The 25,404-nt window shown below is 69.6% G+C and carries 37 protein-coding genes and 1 pseudogene; 35 read left to right on the top strand and 3 right to left on the bottom strand.

All coding sequences use genetic code 11. The annotated features are described in order from the left end of the window. The first annotated feature begins 123 nt into the window (after positions 1-123). Entirely contained in the window at positions 124-339 is a 216-nt protein-coding gene (locus ACYVJ0_RS07400; protein WP_460816986.1) for a hypothetical protein, read from the top strand. 326 nt (positions 340-665) lie between these two features. Here ACYVJ0_RS07400 and ACYVJ0_RS07395 read toward each other — a convergent pair whose 3' ends face one another. Beyond that, positions 666-1,496, bottom strand: coding sequence for a DUF559 domain-containing protein (locus ACYVJ0_RS07395; RefSeq protein WP_460816985.1), 831 nt, complete (start codon positions 1,494-1,496; stop codon positions 666-668). A gap of 1,133 nt (positions 1,497-2,629) precedes the next feature. On the opposite strand from ACYVJ0_RS07395, the gene rpsJ reads away from it, so the two are divergent. From rpsJ to rplQ, 30 genes and pseudogenes are all read left to right on the top strand, one after another. Continuing rightward, a complete protein-coding gene (rpsJ, locus tag ACYVJ0_RS07390) occupies positions 2,630-2,938 on the top strand; it encodes a 30S ribosomal protein S10 (RefSeq protein ID WP_449854584.1) in 309 nt (102 codons plus the stop codon). Positions 2,939-2,946: 8 nt separating this feature from the next. After that, the gene (gene rplC / locus ACYVJ0_RS07385; protein WP_449854585.1) at positions 2,947-3,606 is read left to right on the top strand and encodes a 50S ribosomal protein L3; all 660 of its coding nucleotides are present in this window, start codon (positions 2,947-2,949) and stop codon (positions 3,604-3,606) included. Between the two features lie 5 nt (positions 3,607-3,611). Then, positions 3,612-4,271 (top strand): 50S ribosomal protein L4, encoded by a 660-nt coding sequence (rplD, locus tag ACYVJ0_RS07380; protein WP_449854586.1) that lies wholly within the window; start codon positions 3,612-3,614, stop codon positions 4,269-4,271. Then, positions 4,268-4,567, top strand: a complete 300-nt coding sequence (gene rplW, locus ACYVJ0_RS07375) for a 50S ribosomal protein L23 (RefSeq protein ID WP_449854587.1) — start codon at positions 4,268-4,270, stop codon at positions 4,565-4,567. Before rplD ends, rplW begins: the two co-directional genes overlap by 4 nt. Before the next feature lie 28 nt (positions 4,568-4,595). Beyond that, the gene (gene rplB / locus ACYVJ0_RS07370; RefSeq protein ID WP_449854588.1) at positions 4,596-5,435 is read left to right on the top strand and encodes a 50S ribosomal protein L2; all 840 of its coding nucleotides are present in this window, start codon (positions 4,596-4,598) and stop codon (positions 5,433-5,435) included. 11 nt (positions 5,436-5,446) lie between these two features. Beyond that, positions 5,447-5,728 (top strand): 30S ribosomal protein S19, encoded by a 282-nt coding sequence (gene rpsS, locus ACYVJ0_RS07365; protein ID WP_261167062.1) that lies wholly within the window; start codon positions 5,447-5,449, stop codon positions 5,726-5,728. Positions 5,729-5,751: 23 nt separating this feature from the next. After that, entirely contained in the window at positions 5,752-6,150 is a 399-nt protein-coding gene (gene rplV / locus ACYVJ0_RS07360) for a 50S ribosomal protein L22 (RefSeq protein WP_449854589.1), read from the top strand. After that, complete coding sequence (gene rpsC, locus ACYVJ0_RS07355; protein ID WP_261167064.1) at positions 6,150-6,902, top strand: 30S ribosomal protein S3; 753 nt, start codon at positions 6,150-6,152, stop codon at positions 6,900-6,902. Before rplV ends, rpsC begins: the two co-directional genes overlap by 1 nt. After that, positions 6,902-7,302, top strand: a pseudogene (rplP, locus tag ACYVJ0_RS07350) (50S ribosomal protein L16). The gene rpsC and the pseudogene rplP overlap by 1 nt, the downstream one beginning before the upstream one ends. Next, complete coding sequence (gene rpmC, locus ACYVJ0_RS07345) at positions 7,302-7,607, top strand: 50S ribosomal protein L29 (protein ID WP_449854590.1); 306 nt, start codon at positions 7,302-7,304, stop codon at positions 7,605-7,607. The pseudogene rplP and the gene rpmC overlap by 1 nt, the downstream one beginning before the upstream one ends. Beyond that, positions 7,607-7,909 carry a 30S ribosomal protein S17 gene (rpsQ, locus tag ACYVJ0_RS07340; protein ID WP_460816980.1) on the top strand — a complete coding sequence of 101 codons (303 nt, stop codon included), beginning with the start codon at positions 7,607-7,609 and terminating at the stop codon, positions 7,907-7,909. The genes rpmC and rpsQ overlap by 1 nt, the downstream gene beginning before the upstream one ends. 3 nt (positions 7,910-7,912) lie before the next feature. Further along, positions 7,913-8,281, top strand: coding sequence for a 50S ribosomal protein L14 (gene rplN, locus ACYVJ0_RS07335; RefSeq protein ID WP_449854592.1), 369 nt, complete (start codon positions 7,913-7,915; stop codon positions 8,279-8,281). A gap of 3 nt (positions 8,282-8,284) precedes the next feature. Then, on the top strand, positions 8,285-8,644 hold the full coding sequence (gene rplX, locus ACYVJ0_RS07330; protein ID WP_449854593.1) for a 50S ribosomal protein L24: 360 nt from the start codon (positions 8,285-8,287) through the stop codon (positions 8,642-8,644). A gap of 2 nt (positions 8,645-8,646) precedes the next feature. Beyond that, entirely contained in the window at positions 8,647-9,240 is a 594-nt protein-coding gene (rplE, locus tag ACYVJ0_RS07325) for a 50S ribosomal protein L5 (protein ID WP_460816978.1), read from the top strand. A gap of 155 nt (positions 9,241-9,395) precedes the next feature. Next, on the top strand, positions 9,396-9,794 hold the full coding sequence (gene rpsH / locus ACYVJ0_RS07320; RefSeq protein ID WP_449854595.1) for a 30S ribosomal protein S8: 399 nt from the start codon (positions 9,396-9,398) through the stop codon (positions 9,792-9,794). Positions 9,795-9,800: 6 nt separating this feature from the next. Then, on the top strand, positions 9,801-10,337 hold the full coding sequence (gene rplF, locus ACYVJ0_RS07315; RefSeq protein WP_460816977.1) for a 50S ribosomal protein L6: 537 nt from the start codon (positions 9,801-9,803) through the stop codon (positions 10,335-10,337). A gap of 2 nt (positions 10,338-10,339) precedes the next feature. Then, positions 10,340-10,699 carry a 50S ribosomal protein L18 gene (gene rplR / locus ACYVJ0_RS07310; protein ID WP_449854597.1) on the top strand — a complete coding sequence of 120 codons (360 nt, stop codon included), beginning with the start codon at positions 10,340-10,342 and terminating at the stop codon, positions 10,697-10,699. After that, positions 10,696-11,403 carry a 30S ribosomal protein S5 gene (gene rpsE / locus ACYVJ0_RS07305; RefSeq protein WP_449854598.1) on the top strand — a complete coding sequence of 236 codons (708 nt, stop codon included), beginning with the start codon at positions 10,696-10,698 and terminating at the stop codon, positions 11,401-11,403. Before rplR ends, rpsE begins: the two co-directional genes overlap by 4 nt. Beyond that, entirely contained in the window at positions 11,403-11,588 is a 186-nt protein-coding gene (gene rpmD / locus ACYVJ0_RS07300) for a 50S ribosomal protein L30 (protein ID WP_449854599.1), read from the top strand. Before rpsE ends, rpmD begins: the two co-directional genes overlap by 1 nt. Further along, entirely contained in the window at positions 11,588-12,049 is a 462-nt protein-coding gene (gene rplO, locus ACYVJ0_RS07295; RefSeq protein WP_449854600.1) for a 50S ribosomal protein L15, read from the top strand. The genes rpmD and rplO overlap by 1 nt, the downstream gene beginning before the upstream one ends. Before the next feature lie 106 nt (positions 12,050-12,155). Next, a complete protein-coding gene (gene secY / locus ACYVJ0_RS07290) occupies positions 12,156-13,481 on the top strand; it encodes a preprotein translocase subunit SecY (protein WP_449854601.1) in 1,326 nt (441 codons plus the stop codon). Beyond that, a complete protein-coding gene (locus tag ACYVJ0_RS07285) occupies positions 13,478-14,071 on the top strand; it encodes an adenylate kinase (protein WP_460816974.1) in 594 nt (197 codons plus the stop codon). The genes secY and ACYVJ0_RS07285 overlap by 4 nt, the downstream gene beginning before the upstream one ends. A 1-nt stretch (position 14,072) precedes the next feature. Continuing rightward, positions 14,073-14,915: a type I methionyl aminopeptidase gene (gene map / locus ACYVJ0_RS07280; protein ID WP_460816972.1), complete on the top strand. Its 843-nt coding sequence runs from the start codon at positions 14,073-14,075 to the stop codon at positions 14,913-14,915. 27 nt (positions 14,916-14,942) lie between these two features. Next, complete coding sequence (locus ACYVJ0_RS07275; RefSeq protein ID WP_460816971.1) at positions 14,943-15,620, top strand: DsbA family protein; 678 nt, start codon at positions 14,943-14,945, stop codon at positions 15,618-15,620. Between the two features lie 151 nt (positions 15,621-15,771). After that, positions 15,772-15,990, top strand: a complete 219-nt coding sequence (gene infA / locus ACYVJ0_RS07270; RefSeq protein ID WP_029151296.1) for a translation initiation factor IF-1 — start codon at positions 15,772-15,774, stop codon at positions 15,988-15,990. Positions 15,991-16,049: 59 nt separating this feature from the next. Beyond that, positions 16,050-16,166, top strand: a complete 117-nt coding sequence (gene rpmJ / locus ACYVJ0_RS07265) for a 50S ribosomal protein L36 (protein ID WP_055821300.1) — start codon at positions 16,050-16,052, stop codon at positions 16,164-16,166. 144 nt (positions 16,167-16,310) lie between these two features. Continuing rightward, positions 16,311-16,685: a 30S ribosomal protein S13 gene (gene rpsM, locus ACYVJ0_RS07260; RefSeq protein WP_449854605.1), complete on the top strand. Its 375-nt coding sequence runs from the start codon at positions 16,311-16,313 to the stop codon at positions 16,683-16,685. Positions 16,686-16,712: 27 nt separating this feature from the next. After that, positions 16,713-17,111 carry a 30S ribosomal protein S11 gene (gene rpsK / locus ACYVJ0_RS07255; protein ID WP_261167082.1) on the top strand — a complete coding sequence of 133 codons (399 nt, stop codon included), beginning with the start codon at positions 16,713-16,715 and terminating at the stop codon, positions 17,109-17,111. 151 nt (positions 17,112-17,262) lie between these two features. Then, positions 17,263-18,252, top strand: coding sequence for a DNA-directed RNA polymerase subunit alpha (locus tag ACYVJ0_RS07250; protein WP_449854606.1), 990 nt, complete (start codon positions 17,263-17,265; stop codon positions 18,250-18,252). 38 nt (positions 18,253-18,290) lie between these two features. Next, positions 18,291-18,887, top strand: a complete 597-nt coding sequence (gene rplQ, locus ACYVJ0_RS07245; RefSeq protein WP_460816967.1) for a 50S ribosomal protein L17 — start codon at positions 18,291-18,293, stop codon at positions 18,885-18,887. Between the two features lie 323 nt (positions 18,888-19,210). On the opposite strand, the gene ACYVJ0_RS07240 is transcribed toward rplQ, so the two are convergent. Next, on the bottom strand, positions 19,211-20,704 hold the full coding sequence (locus ACYVJ0_RS07240) for a SulP family inorganic anion transporter (RefSeq protein WP_460816966.1): 1,494 nt from the start codon (positions 20,702-20,704) through the stop codon (positions 19,211-19,213). Between the two features lie 116 nt (positions 20,705-20,820). Here ACYVJ0_RS07240 and ACYVJ0_RS07235 point away from each other — a divergent pair, with 116 nt between their 5' ends. The 4 genes from ACYVJ0_RS07235 to ACYVJ0_RS07220 all read left to right on the top strand — a co-directional run bounded on the left by ACYVJ0_RS07235 (position 20,821) and on the right by ACYVJ0_RS07220 (position 23,993). Next, positions 20,821-21,186, top strand: coding sequence for a MerR family transcriptional regulator (locus ACYVJ0_RS07235; protein ID WP_460816964.1), 366 nt, complete (start codon positions 20,821-20,823; stop codon positions 21,184-21,186). A gap of 276 nt (positions 21,187-21,462) precedes the next feature. Continuing rightward, positions 21,463-22,140 (top strand): 5'-methylthioadenosine/S-adenosylhomocysteine nucleosidase, encoded by a 678-nt coding sequence (gene mtnN / locus ACYVJ0_RS07230; protein ID WP_460816963.1) that lies wholly within the window; start codon positions 21,463-21,465, stop codon positions 22,138-22,140. A 182-nt stretch (positions 22,141-22,322) separates the two neighbouring features. After that, positions 22,323-23,171, top strand: coding sequence for a tRNA pseudouridine(38-40) synthase TruA (gene truA, locus ACYVJ0_RS07225; protein WP_460817134.1), 849 nt, complete (start codon positions 22,323-22,325; stop codon positions 23,169-23,171). 132 nt (positions 23,172-23,303) lie between these two features. Continuing rightward, positions 23,304-23,993 carry an endonuclease/exonuclease/phosphatase family protein gene (locus tag ACYVJ0_RS07220; protein ID WP_460816961.1) on the top strand — a complete coding sequence of 230 codons (690 nt, stop codon included), beginning with the start codon at positions 23,304-23,306 and terminating at the stop codon, positions 23,991-23,993. 147 nt (positions 23,994-24,140) lie between these two features. Here ACYVJ0_RS07220 and ACYVJ0_RS07215 read toward each other — a convergent pair whose 3' ends face one another. Next, positions 24,141-25,382 carry a hypothetical protein gene (locus ACYVJ0_RS07215; RefSeq protein WP_460816960.1) on the bottom strand — a complete coding sequence of 414 codons (1,242 nt, stop codon included), beginning with the start codon at positions 25,380-25,382 and terminating at the stop codon, positions 24,141-24,143. Positions 25,383-25,404 lie beyond the last annotated feature (22 nt).

Below are 25,404 nucleotides of genomic sequence, written 5' to 3'. Positions count from 1 at the left end.
CGATCCTCTCCAACGCTACTGGGTTCGCGGGGGTCGGTGGCGAGCTGGCGTGCCCGGGGAGCGACTGCCACACTGAAGCCGACGCGCTCGACGTGCGGGCGCGCAGAACTCCTGGGGGGAACCATGGGTCTGGACGACCTCGTGAGCAAGGGCAAGGACCTGTTCGAGCAGAACAAGGACAAGATCGACGACGCGCTGAAGAGCGAGCAGGCCGAGGGCATCAGCGACAAGGTGCTCGACGGCGTCTCGGATCTCGCGAAGAAGGTCCTCCCGGACTCTGCCGACTCGAAGATCGACGAGGTCCGCGCGAACCTCGACGGCCGCATCGGCAACCAGTAGCGACCCGCCCGAAGCCCCCGGCGCCGACGCCGGGGGCTTCGTCGTGCCCAGGGTTCGGCCCGTTTCCACGGATCGCGAGGGGATCCCGGCTCGAGAGGACGGATTGGGTGGGATGGATCCTCGGGAACGGGGATCCCCTCTCGATCCGGCCGGGCCGGGTGGTGGGGGATCCTCCCGAGCTTCGACCCGTCTCCACGGCGCGCGAGGAGATCCCGGCTTGAGAGGACGGATAGGGCGGAACGGATCCTCGGGAACGGGGATTCCCTCTCGATCCGCGTGGGTCGGGTCCCGGCGCTCAAGCCGGGGGAGGGCGGCGGCTGGGCCGATCAGGCGGACGGCGCCAGGTGGAGTCCCTGCGCGATGGCGCGGAGGATCACATCGAGCACGCCGGGCCAATCGTCGTTGAGCTGGCCGATGCCCATGCGGATGACGGTGTAGCCGTGCAGGCGCAGGAGCGCATCGTGCCGGATGTCGCGCTCGCGCTGCGCGCCGACGTGATGGCCGCCGTCGAACTGCAGGACGAGGCGCTCGCCGATGAGAAGATCCACGCGGCTTCCGTAGAGCCACACCTGCTGGACGATTCGCACGGGCAACCACCTCAGACGGTGGATGATGATCGTCTCCGGCCCGGAGTCGGCGAACGGCGTCGCGCGATTCAGCAGCTCGCGTGCGGCGGGGCGCCACGGCAATCGCTGCAGGGCCCCGATGTCGATGAGCTGCGCGTGCAGCGCGCCCTCCCATGTCGCGAGCGCCTGCTCTCGAGGCTGGCATTCCGCGACCGCAGCGAGAACGTTCTCGATCGGATCGCTCAGCCGGCCGGGCTGGCGCAGCACGATGGGGCGGCTCCAATGCACGCGCCAACCCGAGGCACGCACGGCTCCCGAGTGCGCGGGCGCGGCGGCGTGCGGCGTGCGGTCGTTGCCCGCCCAGATGCCGAGCCGCCTCGCCTGCGTCACGCAGGTGATCACGACCCCCGCCCGTGCGGCGTCGACGAGCATGGGATCCGCGCCCGGCGCGGCGAGCCAGCCCCGCCGGGGCCGCGTGAGCGCGCCGCTGGCGAGGGCACGGCGGATCGCGTGATCGCCGACGCCCGCTTCGCGCGCGTGCCGCGTGACGGCGACGCCGCCCGCCGATCGCACGAACTCCACCGGATCCATGTCCCGATCCTGCGTCCCGTGGCGCTCCCGGCGGATGTTGTCCACAGGCCGGATCGCTCGCGCGAGGCGGATCGGCCGCCTGTGAGCGGGCCCAGGGGCGAGAGAGCCGCAGCCGATGTTGCGGCTCGCCACCGCTCGAGAGGAGATCCCCGTTCCCGAGGGCGTTTTGTGGGCGCCCGGTCCTCCGGAGCGGGGATCTCCTCGGGAACGGTGGCCGGTGGGTCGGGGCCGTTTGTGTCCGCCGGTCAGGGGGACTGCCGGCCGGCCGGCGGAAGTCGGTGCCGGGGATCCCGGATCGGCACCGGTCGAGAGGAGATCCCCGTTCGGGAGGGCGTCTTGGGGGCCGCCGATCCTCGGGAACGGGGATCTCCTCGGCAGCGGCGGAACCTGAACGGGATCGCCCGAGCCGCGGCCGGTCGGGTGGGCGGCGGTCGGTCCCCGGGGATCGAGGCCACGGGCCGAGAGGTGATCCCGGTTCGGGAGGACGTTTCGGGCGAATCCGGTCCTCTGGAACGGGGATCTCCTCAGGAACGGTGGGGCGTGGACGGGGCCCTGGGCCTCGGCTGGACGGGTAGGCGGCGGCCCCGGGGGATCGCGGCCACCGGCCGAGAGGTGATCCCGGTTCGGGAGGACGTTTCGGGCGAGTTCGGTCCTCTGGAGCGGGGATGTCCTCGGGAACGGGGCCCGGACTCACCTCGCCCGGGCTCCACGCCCACCCCGCCCGCCCGGGCCCCACCCCTGCCCGGCCCACCCACGCCGCGGATCGCCCGGCTGGGAGTGGGCTGATCGGGTGGGTGCGGGGGCCGGGGAGCCGCGGAACGACGCGGGTCGCCGCGCGACACGCCCGGGTTGCAGGAAAGTCCCGTGCGATGGCAGAATAGACAGGTTCCACATTCCCGCGTGCGCCATGCGCGGCGGGATCACTGTCACGACAGTGCACAGACGGCACGGGATCTCCGGATCCGGGATGCAGGGTTCTGGGCCGCGGGCAGGGAAACGATCACACACCCCACTTGCTCGGCTTCTTGCCGCGCGCCCGTGGGACTGACATGTGAACAGAGGCCCGAAGGGTATCCGGAGGGTACGTGCGTCCAATGCCCGTGAGGTACGACGCTGAAGAGAGTGAGAGATAGATGGCGGGACAGAAGATCCGCATTCGCCTGAAGTCGTATGACCACGAGGTCATCGACTCCTCGGCGCGCAAGATCGTCGACACGGTCACGCGCGCGGGCGCCCAGGTCGTGGGCCCCGTGCCCCTTCCGACGGAGAAGAACGTGGTCACCGTGATCCGTTCGCCCCACAAGTACAAGGACAGCCGCGAGCACTTCGAGATGCGCACGCACAAGCGCCTCATCGACATCGTCGACCCCACCCCGAAGGCGGTCGACTCGCTCATGCGTCTGGACCTCCCGGCCGACGTCAACATCGAGATCAAGCTCTGAGGTTCGACATGGCTGACATCAACACGAAGACTTCCAAGGGTCTGCTCGGCAAGAAGCTCGGCATGACCCAGGTGTGGAACGAGAACGGCAAGCTCATCCCCGTCACGGTGATCGAGATCCAGCCGAACGTCGTCACCCAGGTCCGCACGCCCGAGAAGGACGGCTACAACGCCATCCAGATCGCCGCGGGCGCGATCGACCCCCGCAAGGTGAACAAGCCCCTCACGGCCCACTTCGAGGCCGCGGGCGTCACCCCGCGCCGTCACCTCACGGAGATCCGCACCGCCGACGCCGCTGACTACTCACTCGGTCAGGAGCTCACGGTGGACGGGACCTTCGAGGCCGGCCAGCTCGTCGACGTCGTCGGCACGAGCAAGGGCAAGGGCACCGCGGGTGTCATGAAGCGCCACAACTTCAAGGGCGTCGGCGCCTCGCACGGTGCGCACCGCAACCACCGCAAGCCCGGTTCGATCGGCGCCTCGTCGACCCCGAGCCGCGTCTTCAAGGGCATGCGCATGGCCGGCCGTATGGGCCAGGAGCGCGTGACCGTCCTCAACCTCACGGTCCACGCCGTCGACGCCGAGAAGGGTCTGCTGCTCGTCAAGGGCGCCGTCCCCGGCGCGCGCGGCCGCACCGTGTACGTCCGCAACGCTGTGAAGGGGGCCTGAGTTAGATGACTGACTCGACTCTCGCTCTGGACGTCCAGGGCACCGACGGCAAGAAGGCCGGCTCGGTCGAGCTGCCCGCCTCGGTGTTCGACGTCAAGACGAACATCCCGCTCATCCACCAGGTCGTCGTCGCGCAGCTCGCGGCGGCTCGCCAGGGCACGCACTCGACCAAGCGTCGCGGCGAGGTCTCGGGTACCGGCGCCAAGCCGTTCAAGCAGAAGGGCACCGGCCGCTCGCGCCAGGGCTCGATCCGCCAGCCCGAGCACCGCGGCGGTGGCATCGTCCACGGCCCGAAGCCGCGCGACTACTCGCAGCGCACCCCCAAGAAGATGATCGCCGCCGCCCTCGCGGGCGCACTGAGCGACCGTCTGCGCGGCGGCCGCCTGCACGTGGTCGAGTCGTTCGGCACGGAGGCACCCTCGACGAAGGCCGCGGCGAAGTACCTCGCCCAGGTCGCCCCGTCGAAGAAGGTCCTCGTCGTGCTCGACCGCTCGGACGACTACGGCTGGCTGAGCGTGCGCAACCTCGAGAACGTGCACGTGCTCACGCCGGACCAGCTCAACGCCTACGACGTGCTCGTCGCCGACGACATCGTCTTCACCAAGGCCGCCTTCGACACGTTCGTCGCGTTCAAGACGGTCGCCACGAAGGAGGTCTCGGCATGACCGCCGTCCAGAAGGACCCGCGTGACATCATCCTGAAGCCGGTGGTGTCGGAGAAGAGCTACGGGCTCATCGACGAGGGCAAGTACACCTTCCTCGTGGACCCCCGTGCGAACAAGACCGAGATCAAGCTCGCGATCGAGAAGATCTTCGATGTCCAGGTCGCCTCGGTGAACACGATCAACCGCGTCGGCAAGGCGCGCCGCACCCGCTTCGGCACCGGCAAGCGCAAGGACACCAAGCGCGCGATCGTCACGCTCAAGTCGGGCACCATCGACATCTTCACGGCCGTCGCCTGACGCCCACGAAGGATTAGAGAGAACGAATATGGCTATTCGCAACTACAAGCCCACGACGCCCGGTCGTCGCGGCTCGTCGGTGGCCGACTTCGCGGAGATCACCCGGTCGACGCCGGAGAAGTCGCTGCTGCGTCCGCTCGCCAAGACGGGCGGCCGCAACAACCAGGGCCGCATCACCACCCGCCACATCGGCGGTGGACACAAGCGCCAGTACCGCGTCATCGACTTCCGTCGTGACGACAAGGACGGCGTCAACGCCAAGGTCGCTCATATCGAGTACGACCCCAACCGCACGGCGCGCATCGCGCTGCTGCACTTCGTCGACGGCACGAAGCGCTACATCCTCGCGCCGAACAAGCTGCAGCAGGGCGACATCGTCGAGTCGGGCCCGAACGCCGACATCAAGCCCGGCAACAACCTGCCGCTGCGCAACATCCCGACCGGTACGGTGATCCACGCGATCGAGCTCCGTCCCGGCGGCGGTGCGAAGATGGCTCGCTCGGCCGGCGCCTCGGTGCGTCTCGTCGCCAAGGACGGCCCCTACGCGCAGCTCCGCCTGCCGTCGGGCGAGGTCCGCAACGTCGACGCGCGCTGCCGCGCCACGATCGGCGAGGTCGGCAACGCCGAGCAGTCGAACATCAACTGGGGCAAGGCCGGCCGCAAGCGCTGGAAGGGCGTCCGCCCGACCGTGCGCGGTGTCGCCATGAACCCGGTCGACCACCCGCACGGTGGTGGTGAGGGCAAGACGTCCGGTGGTCGTCACCCCGTCTCGCCCTGGGGCCAGTCCGAGGGTCGTACCCGTCACGCCAACAAGGAAAGCGACAAGCTCATCGTGCGTCGCCGTACCGCCGGTAAGAAGCGCAAGTAGGAGTCAAGAAGATGCCACGCAGTCTGAAGAAGGGCCCCTTCGTCGACGAGCACCTGCTTCGCAAGGTTGTCTCGCAGAACGAGGCGGGTACCAAGAACGTCATCAAGACCTGGTCGCGTCGCTCGATGATCGTCCCGGCCATGCTGGGTCACACGATCGCCGTGCACGACGGTCGCAAGCACATCCCCGTGTTCGTGACCGAGTCCATGGTCGGCCACAAGCTGGGCGAGTTCTCGCCCACCCGCACCTTCCGCGGCCACGAGAAGGACGACAAGAAGGGCCGTCGCCGCTGACGCGGTGACGCAGAGGAGAAGAAATGGTGGAGTCCATCGCACGCGTGCGACACATCCGCGTGACCCCTCAGAAGGCTCGTCGTGTCGTCGCTCTCATCAAGGGCAAGCAGGCCGAAGAGGCCCTCGCCATCCTGAAGTTCGCGCCGCAGGCGGCGTCGGAGCCGATCTTCAAGCTCGTTGAGTCCGCTATGGCCAACGCGCAGGTGAAGGCCGACCGCGACGGCGAGTACCTGGACCAGCGCGATCTGTACGTTGCGAACGCCTTCGTGGACGAGGGGACGACGCTCAAGCGCTTCCGTCCCCGCGCCCAGGGTCGCGCGTTCCAGATCAAGAAGCGCACGAGCCACATCACGGTCGTGCTCTCGACGCCGGAGGTCGCGGACACGGCCGCTGCCGGCGCTGACAAGAAGGCGAGCAAGTAATGGGCCAGAAGGTCAACCCGTACGGCTTCCGCCTCGGCATCACCACGGACCACGTCTCGCGCTGGTTCTCTGACTCGACCAAGCCGGGTCAGCGGTACGCCGACTACGTGGCCGAGGACATCAAGATCCGCAAGCTCCTCACGACGACGCTCGACCGCGCCGGCGTGAGCAGCATCGAGATCGAGCGCACCCGCGACCGCGTGCGCGTCGACATCCACACCGCGCGTCCGGGCATCGTCATCGGCCGCCGCGGTCAGGAGGCCGAGCGCCTGCGCGGCGAGCTCGAGAAGCTCACCAAGAAGCAGATCCAGCTGAACATCCTCGAGGTGAAGAACCCCGAGGCCGACGCGCAGCTGGTCGCCCAGGGCATCGCCGAGCAGCTGAGCGCCCGCGTGGCGTTCCGCCGCGCGATGCGCAAGGGCCTGCAGGGTGCGCAGCGCGCCGGCGCCAAGGGCGTCCGGATCCAGGTCTCGGGCCGCCTCGGCGGCGCGGAGATGAGCCGCTCGGAGTTCTACCGCGAGGGTCGTGTGCCGCTGCACACGCTGCGCGCGAACATCGACTACGGCTTCTACGAGGCGAAGACCACCTTCGGCCGCATCGGCGTGAAGGTCTGGATCTACAAGGGCGACCTCACCAACAAGGAACTCGCGCGTGAGCAGGCGAACATGAAGCCCGCTCGCGACCGTGGCGGCCGTCGTGGCCCGCGTCGTGACGACGCTGCGCCGAAGGTCGCGGAAGGAGCTTCGGCGTAATGCTCATCCCCCGCAAGGTCAAGTACCGCAAGCAGCACCACCCCAAGCGGGATGGTCAGGCGACCGGCGGCACCAAGGTCTCGTTCGGTGAGTTCGGCATCCAGGCCCTGACGCCCGCGTACGTGACGAACCGTCAGATCGAGGCAGCTCGTATCGCCACGGCGGCAAGGTGTGGATCAACATCTACCCCGACCGTCCGCTCACGAAGAAGCCCGCCGAGACCCGCATGGGTTCCGGTAAGGGCTCGCCGGAGTGGTGGGTCGCGAACGTCAAGCCGGGTCGCGTCCTCTTCGAGGTCGCGGGCGTCAACGAGCAGCTCGCTCGTGAGGCCCTGACCCGTGCCATTCACAAGCTGCCTCTCAAGGCACGCATCATCAAGCGCGAGGAGGGCGACGCGTAATGGCGATCGGCACCAAGGAGCTCGCCGTCAGCGAGCTCGACACGTTCGAGGACCAGCGCCTCGTCGAGGAGCTGCGCAAGGCCAAGGAGGAGCTGTTCAACCTGCGCTTCCAGTCGGCCACCGGGCAGCTCGAGAGCCACGGTCGCATCCGCGCCGTGAAGCGCGACATCGCGCGGCTCTACACCGTCATCCGTGAGCGCGAGCTGGGCATCCGTGCCACGCCCGCTCCGGTCGAGGCGAAGGCCAAGAAGAGCAAGGCGAAGAAGGCCGCAGAGCCGGCTGTCGCTGAAGGAGAGGCTGAGTGATGGCCACCCAGAAGAAGGCTGGCGCCGAGCACGACGTGCGCGACGCCGACGCCCGCGGCTACCGCAAGTCGGCCCGTGGTTACGTCGTGAGCGACAAGATGGACAAGACGATCGTCGTCGAGGTCGAGGACCGCGTGAAGCACGCCCTCTACGGCAAGGTCATCCGTCGCACGAAGAAGCTCAAGGCGCACGACGAGCAGAACACCGCCGGCATCGGCGACCTCGTTCTGATCCACGAGACCCGTCCGCTGAGCGCCACGAAGAACTGGCGCCTGGTCGAGATCCTCGAGAAGGCGAAGTAATCCATGATTCAGAATGAATCCCGCCTCAAGGTCGCCGACAACACCGGCGCGAAGGAGCTGCTCACCATCCGCGTGCTCGGCGGTTCGAACCGCCGCTACGCGGGCGTGGGCGACACCATCGTCGCCACCGTCAAGGACGCGATCCCCGGCGGCAACGTGAAGAAGGGCGACGTCGTCAAGGCGGTCGTCGTCCGCACTGTCAAGGAGACGCGTCGTCCCGACGGCTCGTACATCAAGTTCGACGAGAACGCCGCCGTGATCCTGAAGAACGACGGGGAGCCCCGCGGCACCCGCATCTTCGGACCGGTCGGCCGCGAGCTTCGTGACCGCAAGTTCATGAAGATCGTCTCGCTCGCCCCGGAGGTGCTGTAAGCCATGGCGAACATCAAGAAGGGCGACCTGGTCCAGGTCATCACGGGCGCCAAGCAGGACCGCGGCGGCGACCGCGGGAAGCAGGGCAAGGTCCTCGAGGTCATCGACGGCGGCAACCGCATCGTCGTCGAGGGCGTGAACTTCATCACCAAGCACAACCGCGTCGGCCAGACGCAGCGTGGCACCAAGACCGGTGGCATCGAGACCTACGAGGCCCCGATCCACGTGTCGAACGTCGCGCTCGTCGACCCCGAGACCAAGAAGCCGACCCGCGTGGGCTTCCGCCTCGAGGAGCAGGTCAAGGACGGCGTCAAGAAGACTGTTCGCGTTCGCTACGCGAAGAAGTCTGGTAAGGACATCTGAGAATGAGCACGGACACCGCTGCGCAGGCTGGCAAGATCCAGCCGCGCCTGAAGCGGGTCTACCGCGAGGAGATCCGCCAGAAGCTGCAGGACGAGTTCGGCTACGCCAACGTCATGCAGGTCCCCGGCCTGGTCAAGGTCGTCGTGAACACGGGTGTCGGCGAGGCCGCGCGCGACAGCAAGGTGATCGAGGGCGCCATCCGCGACCTCGAGCAGATCACCGGTCAGAAGCCGTACGTCACGAAGGCCCGCAAGTCGATCGCGCAGTTCAAGCTGCGCGAGGGCCAGGCCATCGGCGCGCACGTCACCCTCCGCGGTGACCGCGCGTGGGAGTTCCTGGACCGCCTGATCTCGCTCGCCCTGCCCCGCATCCGCGACTTCCGCGGTCTGTCGGACGCGCAGTTCGACGGGAACGGCAACTACACCTTCGGTGTGCAGGAGCAGTCGATCTTCCACGAGATCGACCAGGACAAGATCGATCGCGTCCGCGGCTTCGACATCACCGTCGTCACCACGGCGAAGACGGACGACGAGGGCCGCGCCCTGCTGCGCCACCTCGGCTTCCCCTTCGTCAACAAGGCGACGCAGGCCGCCTGAGACCGGCGGTCTCGGGTAAACCGCTGTGAATGCCGGGCTCCGGTTTTGCCGGGCCCGGCATTCTCGCGGACAATTGAAGATCGCATTTCTCACGTCGTGGAAGGTCGTCTGTCGTGTAACGGCAGCCGAAACCTCATGAACAAAGGAACACTCTTATGACCATGACAGACCCGGTCGCAGACATGCTGACCCGGCTGCGCAACGCGAACTCGGCGCACCACGACTCCGTGACCCTGCCGTCGAGCAAGCTGAAGACGCACATCGCGGAGATCCTCAAGCAGGAGGGTTACATCGCCGCGTGGGAGGAGACCGACGCCCGCGTCGGCAAGAACCTCACGCTCACGCTCAAGTACGGTCCCAACCGCGAGCGCTCCATCGCCGGCATCAAGCGCGTCTCGAAGCCCGGCCTCCGCGTGTACGCCAAGTCGAACGAGCTCCCCCGCGTGCTCGGCGGACTCGGCGTCGCGATCCTGTCCACCTCGTCTGGCCTCCTCACGGACCGTCAGGCCGAGCAGAAGGGCGTGGGTGGGGAAGTCCTCGCCTACGTGTGGTGATCTGACATGTCGCGAATCGGACGTCTTCCCATCGACATCCCCGCCGGCGTCACTGTGACCGTCGACGGGCAGCAGGTGGCCGTCAAGGGCCCGAAGGGCGAGCTCGCCCTCACCGTGGCCAAGCCCATCGAGGTCAAGGTCGAGGAGAACCAGGTTCTCGTCACCCGCCCCGACGACGAGCGCGAGTCGCGCTCGCTGCACGGCCTGACGCGCACCCTGATCAACAACAACATCATCGGCGTGACCCAGGGCTACACGAAGGGCCTCGAGGTCGTCGGCACCGGTTACCGCGTGGCGCAGAAGGGCTCGGCCGTCGAGTTCGCCCTGGGCTTCTCGCACCCCGTGACCGTCGAGCCGCCTGCCGGCATCACGTTCACCGTCGAGGGCAACAACAAGCTCACGGTGAGCGGCATCGACAAGCAGGCCGTGGGCGAGGTCGCCGCCAACATCCGCAAGATCCGCAAGCCCGAGCCCTACAAGGGCAAGGGTGTGCGCTACGCGGGCGAGCAGGTCCGCCGCAAGGCCGGAAAGGCTGGTAAGTAATCATGGCTGTGAAGTCGAAGTCCGTCGCGCGCAAGCGCCGTCACATTCGCCTTCGCAAGAAGGTCGCAGGCACGCCCGTCCGTCCCCGGCTGGTCGTGACCCGTTCGGCGCGTCACGTTTTCGTGCAGCTCGTCGACGACAGCAAGGGCCACACGCTGGCCAGCGCCTCCACCCTCGAGACCGAGCTGCGCTCGCTCGACGGTGACAAGACGGCCAAGGCCCGCAAGGTCGGCGAGCTTCTCGCCGAGCGCGCGAAGTCGGCCGGTATCACCGACGCGGTGTTCGACCGCGGCGGCAACCGCTACGCCGGTCGCGTCGCCGCGATCGCCGAGGGCGCCCGCGAAGGAGGGCTGAACCTGTGAGTGACAACAAGGAGACCCCAGTGACCGCCGATCAGGCAGCGACCGCCGAAGCAGCCGCTCCGGCCGTGGCCGAGCAGGCCGCCGGCACCGAGCCGCGCGACGACCGTCGTGGTGGCCGCGGTGGCCGCGACAACCGTCGTCGTGACAACGACCGCGGTGGCCGCGGCGCCGACAGCCAGTTCCTCGAGCGCGTGGTGACCATCAACCGCGTCTCGAAGGTCGTCAAGGGCGGTCGCCGCTTCAGCTTCACGGCACTCGTGGTCGTGGGCGACGGCAACGGCGTCGTGGGCGTCGGCTACGGCAAGGCCCGCGAGGTGCCCCTGGCCATCTCGAAGGGCGTCGAGGACGCCAAGCGCAACTTCTTCCGCGTGCCCCGCGTGGGCAGCACCATCCCGCACCCGGTGCAGGGTGAGGCCGCCGCGGGCGTCGTGCTGCTTCGTCCGGCCGCCGCCGGTACCGGTGTCATCGCCGGTGGCCCGGTGCGCGCCGTGCTCGAGTGCGCCGGCATCCACGACGTGCTGTCGAAGTCGCTCGGCTCGTCGAACACGATCAACATCGTGCACGCGACCGTCGAGGCCCTGAAGCAGCTCGAGGAGCCGCGCGCGGTCGCCGCGCGCCGTGGCCTCGACTTCGATCAGGTCGCCCCGGCGCGTCTGGTCCGTGCGGAGGCCGAGGCCGCCGCCGCTGCGAAGGTAGGTGCCTGATGGCTGCGCGTCTGAAGGTGACGCAGATCAAGTCCAAGGTGAGCGAGAAGCAGAACCAGCGCGACACGCTGCGCTCGCTCGGTCTCAAGCGGATCGGCGACTCGGTCGTCCGTCCCGACGACCAGCAGACGCGCGGATACGTCCGCGCGGTCGCTCACCTCGTCCAGGTTGAGGAGATCGACTGATGGCTGAGAACAACTCCGAGCGCGGCAGCGTTCTGAAGGTCCACCACCTCCGTCCCGTCCCGGGCGCCAACACCGCGAAGACCCGCAAGGGTCGCGGTGAGGGCTCGAAGGGCAAGACGGCCGGCCGCGGTACCAAGGGCACGAAGGCCCGCAACACCGTGCGCGTCGGCTTCGAGGGTGGCCAGATGCCGCTGCACATGCGCACCCCGAAGCTGCGCGGGTTCAAGAACCCGTTCCGCGTCGAGTACCAGGTCGTGAACCTGGACAAGCTCGCGGAGCTCTACCCGCAGGGCGGCGACGTGACCGTCGCCGACCTCGTGGCCAAGGGCGCGGTCCGCAAGAACGAGAAGGTCAAGGTTCTCGGGAACGGCGACATCACGGTCGCGCTGAACGTGTCGGTCGACAAGGTCTCCGGCTCGGCAGAGCAGAAGATCGTCGCCGCCGGCGGCAGCGTCAAGTAACGCATCGCAGAGGGGTCGGGATCCGGAAGGGTCCCGGCCCCTCTTGCGTTAGGCTGGTGCAGGCTCCGCCGCGGGCGGGGCCGCAAGTTTCCAGGGAGGCAACCCCTTGTTCAGCGCCATCGCGCGGATCTTCCGCACGCCGGATCTGCGGCGGAAGATCGGTTTCACCATCGGGATCATCGTGCTCTACCGGCTCGGTGCCCACGTGCCCGCGCCCTTCGTGCACTTCCCGAACGTCCAGAGCTGCATCGATCAGACGTCGGGCGCCGAGGGCCTGCTCTCCCTGGTCAACCTCTTCTCCGGCGGTGCCCTGCTGCAGCTGTCGATCTTCGCTCTCGGCGTCATGCCGTACATCACCGCGACGATCATCGTGCAGCTGCTGCGCGTGGTCATCCCGCACTTCGAGACCCTCTACAAGGAGGGCCAGTCGGGCCAGGCCAAGCTCACGCAGTACACGCGCTACATCACGATCGCGCTCGCGCTGCTGCAGTCGACCACGCTCGTCACGGTCGCCCGCACGGGGCAGCTGTTCGGCGTCACCGGCATCGCGGAGTGCAACCAGCTTCTCGTGAACGACGTGTGGTGGGCGCAGCTGCTCGTCATCATCTGCATGACGGCCGGCACCGGCCTCATCATGTGGTTCGCCGAGCTCGTCACCGAGCGCGGCGTGGGCAACGGCATGTCGCTGCTCATCTTCACGTCGATCGCCGCGACCTTCCCCGGCGCCATGAGCGCCATCTGGCAGGCGCAGGGCTTCGAGATCTTCCTGCTCGTGCTCGCCGTGGGCGTGCTGCTGATCGGACTCGTGGTGTTCGTCGAGCAGTCGCAGCGCCGCGTGCCCGTGCAGTACGCCAAGCGCATGGTCGGCCGCCGCACGTACGGCGGCACCAACACGTACATCCCGATCAAGGTGAACATGGCGGGCGTCGTGCCGGTCATCTTCGCGTCGTCGCTGCTGTACATCCCGGCCCTCATCGCGCAGTTCAACGCGACGCCCGACGCCGAGGGGAACGTGCCCGAGTGGGTCACGTGGATCAACACGTACTTCACGAACGGCGACCACTGGCTGTACATGCTCGTGTACTTCCTGCTGATCATCGGGTTCACGTACTTCTACGTGGCGATCACGTTCAACCCGGTGGACGTCGCCGACAACATGAAGAAGTACGGCGGGTTCATCCCCGGCATCCGCGCCGGCCGCCCGACCGCCGAGTACCTCGACTTCGTGATCACGCGCATCACGTTCCCCGGCGCGATCTACCTCGGCCTGATCGCGCTCATCCCGCTGATCGCACTGGCCACCGTGCAGGCGAACCAGAACTTCCCGTTCGGCGGCGCGTCGCTGCTGATCATGGTGGGCGTCGGCCTGGAGACGGTGAAGCAGATCGACGCGCAGCTGCAGCAGCGCCACTACGAAGGACTCCTCCGATGACCACACGACTCCTCATCGTCGGCCCGCAGGGGTCGGGCAAGGGCACGCAGGGCGTGCGGATCGCCGAGGCGTTCGGGATCCCCGTGGTCTCGACGGGCGACATCTTCCGCGCGAACATCAAGAACAACACGCCGCTCGGCCAGAAGGTGAAGGCGATCACCGACGCCGGCGACCTCGTGCCGGACGAGGTCACGAGCGAGATCGTGCGCGACCGCCTCGCGCAGGACGACGCGCGCGAGGGCTTCCTGCTCGACGGCTACCCGCGCAACACCGCGCAGGTGGGCCACCTCGACGAGTTCCTGTCGGGCCGCGGCGAGGCGCTCGACGCCGTCATCCTGCTCGACGTGCCGCGCGACGAGAGCCTGAAGCGCCTCACGCTGCGCGCCGAGCAGGAGGGCCGCTCGGACGACACGGCCGAGGTCATCGCGCGGCGCCTGGACATCTACGAGTCGGAGACCGCTCCGATCATCGACCTGTACGAGCCGCGCGGCATCGTGGATCGGATCGACGGCGTGGGCTCGCTCGACGAGATCACGGAGCGCATCTTCGCGGCGCTCGAGGCGCGCGGGCTGGCGCGCGCCGCGGCCTGACGTGTTCCGCCGCTCCGCCTACAAGACGCCCGCGCAGCTGCGCGCCATGGTCGAGCCCGGGCTCATCACCCACGCGGCGCTCGAGGCCGTGCGCGCCGCGATCCGCCCGGGCATGACCACCCTCGAGCTCGACGCGATCGCCGAGGCCGCGATCACCGAGCGCGGGGCGCACTCCAACTTCCAGCTCGTGCCGGGCTACCAGCACACGATCTGCGTGTCGGTGAACGACGAGGTCGTGCACGGCATCCCCGGCGGGCGCGTGCTCGAGCCGGGCGACATCGTCTCGGTCGACTGCGGCGCCGAGACGCCGGACGGCTGGAACGGCGACTCCGCCGTCACGATCGTGCTGCCCGGCGGCGACGCCGAGGTCACTGCGCGCCGGCAGGAGCTGAGCGACGTCACGCGCGGCTCGATGTGGGCGGGGATCGCCGCGCTCGCGACCGCGCGCCACCTCGGCGACGTCGGCGCCGCCATCCAGGACCACATCGAGGCGAACCCGCTCTCGTCCGGCGCGCCCGCCGGCATCCTGCGCGACTACGTGGGGCACGGCATCGGGCGCAGCATGCACGAGCCGCCCACGCTGTTCCACTACCGCACCCCGCAGGCCGGGGCGCGCGTGAAGCCGGGCCTGGCCATCTGCGTCGAGCCGATGATGACCTCCGGGTCGGAGGCGGTGTTCGTCGAGGACGACGACTGGACCGTGACCACGGAGGACGGCTCGGACGGCGCCCACTGGGAGCACAGCGTCGCCGTGCATGATGGGGGAGTGTGGGTGCTGACCGCGCCCGACGGCGGGGCCGAGGGCCTCGCGCCGTTCGGCGTCACCCCCGTGCCCCTCGCCTGAAACCCGCGCAAGACCGACGGAGGAACAATGGCCGCTGCCCGCAAGACCAACTGGGTCGCAATCTGGATCTCGGCGGCCGTCGTGGTCGCCATCGCGGTCATCGCGGTGCTCGTCGTGCAGATGAACCGGCAGGCCGTGTCGCTCGCCGAGTCGCCCGCGTCGGCGGTCGTCGACGAGGAGACCGGCGCCATCACCCTCGGCGACGGGCCGAACGTGCTCGAGGAGTACCTCGACTTCATGTGCCCGTTCTGCCACGACTACCACGAGGGGTACGGCGAGGAGGTGGCGCAGCTCGTCGAGGACGGCGAGCTGACGCTGAACATCCATCCGATCTCGATTCTGGATCGGTACTCGAACGAGACGCAGTACTCCACACGCTCCGCCAGCGCCGCGTACTGCGTTGCGGAGGCGAACCCGGACGCCGTGTATCCCTTCATCGACGCGCTCTTCCGCGACCAGCCCCGCGAGGGCACGGACGGGCTGACGGACGAGCAGCTCGCGGGTCTCGCGTCGGAGGCCGGCGCGCCCGGCGCCGAGTCGTGCATCGCCGACGGCGAGTACACGGACTACGTCACGAAGATGACGGCCGAGACCCCGGTCGCCCCCGGCGCGCAGGGCGTCAGCACCCCGACGATCATCCTGAACGACGAGTTCGTGAACCTGACCGGCGACCCCCAGGCCGACATCGTCTCGAAGCTGCAGTAGAGCCGCGATCGGGCGGGCGCCGGTTTGCCGATCGCGGCCGGGTCGTCTACCATGGATCTTTGGTGCCTTGCGCCTTTTTTCGGCGTGTCATCCGGCACCGATCCCCAACCACCGCAGACCGGCCGGTCTGCAAGAGAGCGATAGCGAGTTTATGGCTAAAGACGGTGTCATCGAGATCGAGGGCACGGTGTCCGAGGCGCTGCCGAACGCGATGTTCCGCGTGGAGCTGACGAACGGTCACAAGGTGCTCGCCACGATCTCGGGAAAGATGCGGCAGAACTACATCCGCATCATCCCCGAGGACCGCGTGGTCGTGGAGCTCAGCCCCTACGACCTCACCCGCGGCCGCATCGTCTACCGCTACCGCTGAGTCCGGCCGAGAAGTAACGGCCCCGTCCGCGGGGTACGAAGACAGCGACAGGAAACATCATGAAGGTCAACCCCTCCGTCAAGCCCATCTGCGACCACTGCAAGGTCATCCGCCGCAACGGGCGCGTGATGGTCATCTGCAAGAGCAACCCGCGTCACAAGCAGCGCCAGGGCTGACGTCTTCCGCCTCGGCGGACCGCAGACTCACAACTCAACACACACCGGCAGGATCAGAACCCGCATCACGCGGGGGACACCTCGGGGCGGAGGCCCGGGCACCGATCCTGCTCCACACCTCCACCGAACAACAGGAGAAGTCGCATGGCACGTCTTGCCGGCGTCGACATCCCGCGCGACAAGCGCGTGGTGATCGCCCTCACGTACATCTACGGCGTGGGCCGTACCCGCTCGAACGAGATTCTCGCTGCCACCGGCATCGACGAGAACGTCCGCGTCAAGGACCTCAGCGACGACCAGCTGGTCGCGCTGCGTGACTACATCGAGGGCAACTACAAGGTCGAGGGTGATCTGCGTCGCGAGGTCGCCGCAGACATCCGCCGCAAGGTCGAGATCGGCTCGTACGAGGGTCTCCGTCACCGTCGCGGCCTTCCCGTGCGCGGCCAGCGCACCAAGACGAACGCGCGTACCCGCAAGGGTCCGAAGCGCACCGTCGCCGGTAAGAAGAAGGCCCGCTAAGCGCGGATTGGCTCAGGAGACTAAATAATGGCTACCCCCAAGACTGCTGCGCGCAAGCCGCGCCGCAAGGAGAAGAAGAACATCGCGCTGGGCCAGGCCCACATCAAGTCGACGTTCAACAACACGATCGTCTCGATCACCGACCCGTCGGGCGCCGTCATCAGCTGGGCGTCGTCGGGTGGCGTGGGCTTCAAGGGCTCGCGCAAGTCGACGCCGTACGCCGCCGGCATGGCCGCGGAGTCGGCCGCCCGCCAGGCGCAGGAGCACGGCGTCAAGAAGGTCGACGTGTTCGTGAAGGGCCCGGGCTCGGGGCGCGAGACCGCGATCCGCTCGCTGCAGGCCGCCGGCCTCGAGGTCGGGTCGATCCAGGACGTGACGCCGCAGGCGCACAACGGCTGCCGTCCGCCGAAGCGCCGCCGCGTCTGACCCGTGGCCCCGGAGCGGTGCGCGCCTTTCGAGGCGCCACCGCTCCGGGGGCTTCGTCGTTCCACCGCGGGCGTCGCGCCCGTCGAGTACAACTCAAGACCTCGAACAACCAAGTGTCATATAGCGGGCACTTGATCGAAAGGAACACATAGTGCTCATCGCACAGCGTCCGACCCTCACCGAGGAGAAGATCTCGGAGTTCCGCAGCCGGTTCGTCATCGAGCCGCTCGAGCCCGGTTTCGGCTACACGATCGGCAACTCGCTGCGTCGCAGCCTGCTCTCGTCCATCCCGGGTGCGGCCGTCACGAGCATCCGCATCGACGGCGTGCTGCACGAGTTCAGCACGATCCCCGGTGTGAAGGAGGATGTCACCGAGATCATCCTCAACATCAAGCAGCTCGTGGTGTCGAGCGAGCGCGACGAGCCGATCACGGCGTACCTGCGCAAGACCGGCGCCGGCGAGGTCACGGCGGCCGACATCTCGGCCCCCGCGGGCGTCGAGGTGCACAACCCCGAGCTGGTCATCGCCACGCTGAACGACACCGCGAAGTTCGAGCTGGAGCTCACGATCGAGCGCGGCCGCGGCTACGTGTCGGCCGTGCAGAACCGCAACGAGTACGCCGAGGCGGGCCAGATCCCGATCGACTCGATCTACTCGCCGGTGCTGAAGGTCGCCTACCGCGTGGACGCCACGCGTGCCGGTGAGCGCACCGACTTCGACAAGCTCGTGCTCGACGTCGAGACCAAGTCGTCGATCGCCCCGCGCGACGCCGTCGCATCGGCCGGCCGCACGCTGGTCGAGCTGTTCGGCCTCGCCCGCGAGCTGAACGTCGAGGCCGAGGGCATCGAGATCGGCCCCGCGCCGGTCGCCGAGGTGCTCTCGAACGAGCTCTCGATGCCGATCGAGGATCTCGACCTGTCGGTCCGCTCGTACAACTGCCTCAAGCGCGAGGGGATCAACACGGTCAGCGAGCTGGTCGCGCTCTCGGAGACGCAGCTCATGAACATCCGCAACTTCGGACAGAAGTCGGTCGACGAGGTGCGCGACAAGCTCACCTCGCTCGGGCTGTCGCTGAAGGACTCGGTGCCCGGCTTCGACGGCGCCAACTTCTACGGCGGCTACGACGACGAGACCGTCTGATCCTCTTCGACTCGACGAAAATCCTGGAGTAACAAGAAATGCCTAAGCCCACCAAGGGTGCCCGCCTCGGCGGCGGCCCCGCCCACGAGCGTCTGATCCTCGCCAACCTCGCGGCGTCGCTCTTCACGCACAAGTCGATCAAGACGACCGAGACGAAGGCCAAGCGCCTGCGTCCGCTCGCCGAGCGCCTCATCACGTTCGCGAAGCGCGGCGACCTGCACGCCCGCCGTCGCGTGCTGTCGGTCATCGGTGACAAGGAAGTCGTGCACGTCCTCTTCACCGAGATCGCGCCGCTGGTCGCCGAGCGTGAGGGCGGCTACACCCGCATCACGAAGGTCGGCAACCGCAAGGGCGACAACGCGCCCATGGCCGTGATCGAGCTCGTGCTCGAGCCGGTCGAGAAGAAGTCGTCGAAGCCCGCCGCGAAGAAGTCGGCTCCGAAGGCCGCTCCCGCCGCGGAGGAGACCCCCGCGGAGGAGACCCCCGCCGAGGAGACCACGGTCGAGGAGACCACCGAGGCTCCGGCCGAGGACACCTCCGCCGAGGCCGGCTCCGAGTCGCCCGAGGAGGGCCAGGCCGCCGAGGAGGCAGCCGAGGACGCCGTCGTCGAGGACGAGGACAAGAAGTCGGAGTGATCCGGACGAGAAAGCCCCGCACCCGTTTGGGTGCGGGGTTTTTTCTTTTCAGAAGCGTCTGCGCGCGCTCGGGCACCGCTGCGCGGTGCCGCTCGCGTGCTCGCGCCGGCGCGTCCCGCGTCGGCGAGGCGGCGCTGCGCGCCACGGGGCGGCCGCATTGGCGACCGCACGCTCGCGCTTCGCGCTCGCACAGTGATCGGCTGCTGTGGAGGGGCGCCCGATCGGCTGCTGTGGAGGGGCACGAATCGGTTGCGCCCCATCGGTTGCTGAACGGAGCGCCGCAGGCGCGGAGATGAAGCGAAACCGCAAGCGGCCGCCCGCGCTTATGGGAGGTTGCCGGTCAGGCGGCCGTGGAAGTCGCCGCTGGCGTCGTTCATGCCCACGATCTCCACCGTCGTGCCGCGCTGGCCGTACTTGTGCACGATCGCGTCGAGGGCCGCGACGGTCGAGGCGTCCCACACGTGCGAGCGCGACATGTCGATGACCACCCGATCCGGGTCGTCCGCGTAGGCGAACTGCGTCGTGAGGTCGTTCGACGAGGCGAAGAACAGCTCGCCGTCCACGTCGTAGCGTGCCGTCGATCCGTCGTCGCTGACGCGCCGCGTCACCGTCGTGAAGTGCGCCACGCGCCGCACGAACAGCACGGCGGCGGTCACGACGCCGATGACGACGCCGACGGCGAGGTTGTGTGTCACGACGACCGGGATGACGGTGAAGAGCATCACGATCGTCTCGCTCTTGGGCATGCGCCGCAGTGTGGCGGGGCGGATCGAGTGCCAGTCGAAGGTGAGCACCGAGACCATGATCATGATCGCGACGAGCGCGGCGATCGGGATGACGGCCATCACCGGCCCGAGGAACCACACGAGCACGAGCAGGAACAGGCCGGCGGCGAAGGTGGAGATGCGCGTGCGGGCGCCCGAGACCTTCACGTTGATCATGGTCTGGCCGATCATGGCGCAGCCGCCCATGCCTCCGAAGAAGCCCGACAGCACGTTCGAGACGCCCTGGCCCCACGACTCGCGCGTCTTGTTCGAGTGGGTGTCGGTCACGTCGTCGACGAGCTTGGCCGTCATGAGCGATTCGAGCAGGCCGACCGCCGCCATGCCGAACGCGTAGGGCGCGATGATCTGCAGTGTCTCGAGCGTGAGCGGCACGTCGGGCAGGAAGAACAGCGGCGGGCCCGAGGGCAGCGCGCCCATGTCGGAGACCGTCGGGATGTCGACGTCGGCGAAGAACACGATGAGCGACATCACGATGACCACGACGAGCGGTGCGGGCACGGCGGTCGTGAGCTTGGGGAACAGCCACAGGATGAGCAGGCTCGCGGCGATGATGGGGTAGACCAGCCACGGCGCGTTCTCGAAGTGCTGCAGCTGCGCGATGAAGATGAGGATCGCGAGCGCGTTCACGAAGCCGACCATCACGCTGCGCGGGATGAAGCGCATGAGCCGGGCGACGCCGAGCACGCCGAGCAGCACCTGGATGACGCCGCCCAGGATGACCGTGGCGAGGAGGTAGTCGAGGCCGTACTGCTCGTTCACCGGCGCGATCACGAGTGCGACGGCGGCGGTCGCGGCCGTGATCATCGCCGGCCGGCCGCCGAGGAACGCGATCGAGATCGCCATGACGATCGACGAGAACAGTCCCACCTGCGGATCCACACCCGCGGCGAGCGAGAACGCGATGGCCTCGGGGATGAGGGCGAGGGCGACGACGAGACCGGCGAGCACCTCGCGCGTGAGCAGCTTGGGGGAGCGCAGGGCCTCGCGCACCGAGGGGCGCGGGCGGTAGCGGTCGGGCGCGGGCGCGGACATGCGTCCTCCAGGGGCGGGGCGGGATGATGGGATCGGCGACGGCGCCGGATCGGCGCGAGCGCGCCGCGGCAACTCTACCGTTACGGGAGGGTTCAATCAAAAGGGAGAGGGCGAGGATGGCGGAGACGATGCACATCGGCGAGGTCGCCGAGCGCACCGAGCTGTCGCTGCGCACGCTGCGGCACTACGACGAGATCGGGCTCGCGAGCCCGAGCGACCGCACCGCCGGCGGCTTCCGCCTCTACACCGAGACCGACGTCGAGCGCCTGCTGCTCATCCGCCGCATGAAGCCGCTCGGCTTCTCGCTCGAGCAGATGGGCGAGGTGCTCGCCGCGCGCGACGCCCTCGCGGCCGACCCGGATGACCCCGCCGCGCGGGCGGCGCTGCAGACCTTCGTGGTCGACGCGCAGGAGCGCCGCGAGAAGCTCGCCCGCCAGCTCGACGCCGCCGACGAGCTGATCGCCCGCCTCCGCGGGGTCTGAAAGGTTCCTTTTCTTGATCTGCGCGCGCTCGGGCACCCGCTGCGCGGGTGCCGCTCCCGTGCTCGCGCCGGCGCTCCCGCGCCGGCGAGGCGGCGCTGCGCGCCGCGGGGCGGCCGCATTGGCGGCCGCACGCTCGCTTCGCTCGCACAGTGATCGGTTTCTGCGGGGGCTTGCTGGCCGGTGACACTCATCGGTCGCTGAACGGAGGCGCGAAGCGCCGGAGATGAAGCGACCCGCGCAACTCGGCGGGCCGGCGCGAGCGCATAGGCTCGAAGCGTGACGACGTACGTGATCCAGGTGGCGATGGATGAGGAGGCGGCCCCGTTCCTCGAGGCCGCGGCGGAGGCGAGCGAGCCGATCCGGATCGGGCGCGCCGTGCATCGCGGCATCGTGCTGGGCGGGCGCACGGTCGTGCTCGTCGTCTCCGGGATCGGCATGGTCAACGCCGCCGACGCCGCCGCGGGCGCGATCCACCGCTACGGGCCCGACGTCGCGCTCATCGGCGCCGGCACGGCGGGCGGCCTGGCGAGTGCCGTGGCGGTGGGCGACGTGATCGTCGCCACCGAGGCCGTGAACGTCGACGCCGACGCGCGGGCCTTCGGGTACGTGCTCGGGCAGACGCCGGGGATGCCCGCCCGCTACCCCGCCGATCCGGTCCTTCTCGACGCGCTCGGCGGTGGCGACGGCGTGCGGATCGGCGCGATGGGCGCCGGCGAGAAGTTCGTCACGGTCGAGCTGGCGCACGCGCTGCGCCGCGACTTCCCCGAGCTGCTGTCGGTCGACATGGAGACCGCGGCCGTGGCGCAGGTGGCGCACAACCACGGTGCCCGCTTCGCCGTGGCCCGCGGCGTGAGCGACCTGTGCGCGCCGACGGCCGAGCAGTTCGAGACGCACGTCGACGACGCCGCCGAGCGATCCGCCCGCGTCGTGATCGCCGCCCTGGGGCGCCTGTGAGCGAGGCGATCCCCGTTGGCGAGGACGATCCGGCCGCCGGCGGTCCTCTGGAACCGGGATCTCCTCGTGAACCGTTGCCCGCTCGTCGACCGGAGGCGCGCAGCGCCGGAGCGGAGACGGGCCGAGCGAGCGAAGCGAGCCGAGGCCAGGGCGAGCCGGCGCCGGACGGGCCGGCCCGCCGGATCCGCCTCGACATCGCGTACGACGGAACGAACTTCAAGGGCTGGGCGCGGCAGCCGAAGCTGCGCACCGTGCAGGGCACGCTCGAGGCGGCGCTGACGCGCATCGCGGGCTCGCCCGTGCTGCTCGTGGTCGCCGGGCGCACGGACGCCGGCGTGCACGCCACCGGCCAGGTGGCCCACGCCGATCTCACCGAGGACCAGTGGGCGCGCATGACCCAGCGGCGCCGGGCACACCCCGCGCCGGCGGGCGCCGATCCGGCCGCCGTCATCGCCCGTCGCCTCGCCGGCGTGCTGGGGCACTACGCCGATGCGGCGGTGCTGCGCACGTCCACGGCGCCCGAGGGGTTCGACGCGCGCTTCTCGGCGTCGTGGCGCCGCTACGAGTACCGCGTCGCCGACACGCGATCCGGCTACGATCCGCTGCAGCGCCACCGCACCGCGCGCGTGCGCGCGACGCTCGACGAGGCCGCCATGGACGAGGCAGCGCGCGGGCTGGTCGGGCTGCACGACTTCGCCGCGTACTGCAAGCCGCGGCCCGAGGCCACGACCATCCGCACGCTGCTGGAGTTCGACTGGCGGCGCGACGAGGGCGGCGTGCTCGTGGCGAACGTGAAGGCCGACGCGTTCTGCCACAGCATGGTGCGCGCGCTCGTGGGCGCGTGCGTCGCGGTGGGGGAGGGCAAGCTCGCCCCGGCCGACCTGCAGGTGCTGCGCGACGCACAGGAGCGCACGAGCGCGTTCAAGGTGCTCGAGGCGCGCGGGCTCACGCTCACCGAGGTCGGCTACCCGGCCGACGACCAGCTGGCCGCCCGCGCCGAGCGCACGCGCAACCGCCGCGACCGCGAATGACCCCTCCGCGAAACAGCATCGGCGCGCCGAGCCAGCGTGCAGACGCCGCTGTCTCGGAGCGCAATCGCTGTCTCACGGGATATCGAGTCAACCCGTGCCTCGCGCGGAGCCGGCACGCGTAGCGTGGACGCCGTGAAGGTGCTGTCATACAACCTGCGCAAGCATCGCGCGGCCACGGAGCTCGAGGAGCTCGAGGAACGGCACGAGCCCGATGTGCTGTGCCTGCAGGAGGCCGACGTCGCGGCGCTGCCCGAGCGCGTGGACGAGATGCGCCTGGCCGCCGCCACCGACCGCAACCGGCTGGGCCTCGCGGTGTACTACCGCGAGAACGCGTTCCGGCTGAAGGACACGGCGTCGCTGGGGCTCAAGAAGTCGCTGCACGACATGGTGCTGCGCCCCGCGCACGAGCGGGTGCTCGGCGTGCAGCTGCACGACATCGACGCCGGCCGCGAGGTGACGGTCGCGTCGTTCCACGCCGCGCCGCTCACGGCGCTGAACTCCCTGCGCCGCTCGCAGATCGGCTCGGCGCTCGAGGCGCTCGAGCGGCTGGGCCCCGGCACCCCCACGCTCATGGTGGGCGACTACAACTACCCCGTGTTCAAGGAGAACCTGGGCGAGCGGATGCGCCGGCGCGGCTACGACCTCACCCTCAGCGACTCGCGCACCTACATGCGCTACCGGTTCTTCCGCGGGCACTACGACTTCGTCACCTCGCGCGGTCTGTCCATCGAGGGCGTCGTCACGCTGCCGCAGGGATCGAGCGACCACCTGCCGATCCTCGTCACCGCCGAGTACCGCCGCGGGCACGGCGAGGCGCTCTGACCCGACCGCGGCGTCGACGGATCGCGACGCCGACCGGATTGCGAGGCCGCCGGATACCGACGGATCGCGACGCCGACCGGATCGCGAGGCCGCCGGATACCGACGGATCGCGATGCCGACCGGATCGCGACGCGTCCCGATCCGCGCTCAGGCGCCGCCCGAGCCGTCCCCCGACTCCGTGCCGGTGTCGGGCGGCGGCACGGGCTCCTCGGTGGGTTGCGACGGATCGGTCGGCTGCGGATCCGTCGGGGCGGGCGTCTCCGTGCCGGTACCGCCGCCCGTGTCGCCGCCGGTGTCGCCCCCGCCGGAGGAGGACGGCGGCGTGACGGGCGTGTACCCGATGCCGTCGTCCGCCGCCTCGAGCGCGGCCAGCCGCGCCTGCTCCTGCCGCAGCACGTCGACGGCGGCGATGAACTCGTCGAGCTCGACCAGGCCCTCGCCGCCCGCCGCGCGTGCCGCGAGCACGGCGTCGGCGGCGACGTCGAGGGCCTCGTGGAGGTACGCGGCCGGCAGCGGGTTGGCGTCGTGCTCGGCCTCGGCGACGCCGGCGAGCGTGCCGTAGGCCGTGTCGAGCGCGGCGAGGAGCGCGGCGTGGGCCCCGGCCAGCGCGTCGGATGAGGCATCGATCCCGTCGCGCGCCGCGGTGACGGCGGCGGCGCGCTCCTCGGTCGCGGCGATCTCCTCCTCGGCCTGCGCGATGCTCGCGGGCCGGTCGTCCGGCACCTCGAGGTCGGCGGGCAGCGCCACGGCGCCCGCGCGCCCGGCCTCGTCCGAGAGCCCGCCCGCCGCCGCGCGCACGGCGTCGATCTGCTCGGCCGGGAGCACGTCGACCGCGCGGTCCATCGCCTGCGTCACGCGCGTCGCCAGATCGGTCGCCGGGCCGACCGACGCCATCAGCTCGGCGTGCGCGCCCGTGAGGGAGGCGATCGCCGCCCGCAGGGCGCGGCGATCCTGCTCGAGGTCGTCCACGCGGCGATCCAGCGCCTCCTCGCGCGCCTCCGCGCTGGCGGCCGCGCGCTGCTGCACGGCCTGCACCGCCACGGCGGCTCCGCCGACGACGAGCACGACCGCGACGGTCGCGGCGATGAGCGCGATGCGCTGCGTGCGCCCGAGGCGGCGCCGCCTGGCCCGCACCGGAACCCGCACCTTCTCGACGACGGGCGTGTGCGCGAGGGCGTCGGGCGAGAGCGCGATCGTCGTGGTGCGTGGGCGGCCGACGGGCGCCTCACCCGCGTCGAAGCCGTCGAGCGAGATGGTGCGCGAGCGGGTCTCGCTCGCCTGGCGCGGCGCATCGCCGTCGAAGAGCGCGTCGAGGGGGCGCGTGGCCGAGGGGACGGTCGACGGACGCCGAGGCGTCCTCGCCGCCGGGCGTTCGCTCGTGTCCGTCATGTGCCCACCACCGTCACCCTCC

The sequence above is a fragment of the Microbacterium petrolearium genome, assembly GCF_054782875.1.
Note: the sequence above shows the minus strand (reverse complement) of the source record. Positions and strands in the feature narration are given on the sequence as shown.